The 1,931-nt window shown below is 60.5% G+C and carries 1 protein-coding gene; it reads left to right on the plus strand.

Annotated elements, in window-relative coordinates; translation table 11 throughout:
- Window positions 1-577 precede the first annotated feature (577 nt).
- Window positions 578-1,843, plus strand: a complete 1,266-nt coding sequence (gene ltrA / locus ACFV9O_RS40135) for a group II intron reverse transcriptase/maturase (RefSeq protein WP_385427989.1) — start codon at window positions 578-580, stop codon at window positions 1,841-1,843.
- Window positions 1,844-1,931: the final 88 nt, after the last annotated feature.

A 1,931-nucleotide genomic window follows, 5' to 3' on the forward strand; every position in this document is an offset into this window, starting at 1 on the left:
TTGTGTCCTGAACGTGAAAGGGAGCTGGTTGTAGGACGGTTTCTGGGATCGATGCTGTGCGAGAGATGAAGGTCTGGCCCTTCAGAGCCGCCCTGCGGAGGGAGGCTCTAAACCGCCTCATGCTGCGTTAGCCAAAGACTGTCGTGGTGAGCGATGAGGAAAAGGCGCCCAAGAGGCGTCAGGTAGGGATCGGGAAGACGAGCGCAAGCGAATCGTTGCTGAAGCGTCGTTAAGCAGACAGATGACATCGAAACTGGGGTCTTCAGCTTACCCCGGGATGAGTCTGGCAGTTATCCGCTTACTGGCCAGGTGGTGTCCGGCGTGTAGACGACGTGAGCCCGATCTGCCGCTCTCGCATGGAACAGGAGAAGGCGTGCCTCGATACGCCCCGCTTTCGGGTGGGGGAGAGGGAGTGTCCCAAGTGGCGGACACCGCAAGGGATCGAGTACCGATGCGGGGCGCGCTGGCGGACCGGTTCGTAGTAGTGATGAAGCTCCTGTAATGGGAGTGGAGCGAAGGGGCCGGGCCATTCGTGACGTTGTTTATCTAGACAACCGGGAACCCCGGGAGGAACTACATGGACGCGTTGAAGTCATCAGGCAAGCCGTTTGAGATTTCGAAGCGGGAAGTCTGGGAGGCATACGAAGGAGTGAAAGCAAACAGAGGCGCACCCGGCGTGGACAGTCGGTCCATTGAGGACTTCGAGAAGGATCTGAAGGGCAACCTTTACAAGATCTGGAACAGAATGTCGTCAGGAACCTATTTTCCTCCGCCGGTGCGCGCGGTGGAGATCCCCAAGTCGTCTCCCGGAGGCGGTGTGAGGATCTTGGGCGTGCCCACGGTGGCCGACAGAATCGCCCAGACAGTAGTGGCCAGGCATCTGATGGAACGGGTCGAGCCCGTTTTCCATGAGGATTCCTACGGCTATCGGCCTGGACGGTCGGCACTTGATGCGGTGGAACGCTGCCGTCAGCGCTGTTGGAAGAGGGACTGGGTTATCGATCTCGACGTCCAGAAGTTCTTCGATAGCGTCCGGTGGGATCTCATCGTCAAAGCCGTGGAAGCACACACCGATGCCCGTTGGGTGATTCTGTATGTGAAGCGATGGCTTCAAGCCCCGCTTCAACTGCCCGACGGCACCTTGCAGGTGCGGGACCGAGGAACCCCACAAGGCTCAGCGGTCTCACCCGTACTGGCGAACCTGTTCATGCACTATGCGTTCGACATGTGGCTGGCCCGTAAGTGGCCGGGCATCACGTTCGAGCGCTATGCCGACGACGCGGTTGTGCACTGCGTGTCGGAGCGCCAGGCCCACGAAGTGCTGGCCTCGCTGGTGGACAGGATGGAGGAGGTCGGGCTGCGACTGCATCCTGACAAGACCCAGGTTGTGTACTGCCGGGATGGTAAGCGCCGACGGCCCTTTGGACAGACGGAGTTCACCTTCCTCGGGTACACGTTTCGCGCGCGAGAAAGCCGGAATAGGCACGGGCGGCGATCCGCGTCGTTCGAGCCGGCGGTCAGCAAGGTAGCTTTGAAGAGGATGAGTGCTGAAGTCCGCAGCTGGCGGCTTCACACCCGGTCCGACCTCTCCTTCGTAGAGCTCGCCCGGCGGATCAATCCGACCGTGCGGGGCTGGATCCAGTACTTCGGCCGGTTCTACCGGTCGGCGCTGACTCCCCTCCTGATGCGCATCAATGCCTACTTGGTGCGGTGGATCCGTCAGAAATACAAGAGGCTCTCGGCGCTGCGGAAGGCGCTCCAGAAGATGCGGGAGATCGCCGACAGATACCCCCGCATGTTCGCACACTGGAGATGGACCACAGTGGCGTCTGTGGCCTGGTGATCAGAGTGGCAAGAGCCGTGTAACGGGAGACTGTTACGCACGGATTCTGTGAGAGCCGAGGGGTGAGATTCCCCTCGGCTACTCGGCA

Origin of the sequence: Streptomyces sp. NPDC059909, assembly GCF_042730885.1 — a bacterium.
Taxonomy (GTDB): domain Bacteria; phylum Actinomycetota; class Actinomycetes; order Streptomycetales; family Streptomycetaceae; genus Streptomyces.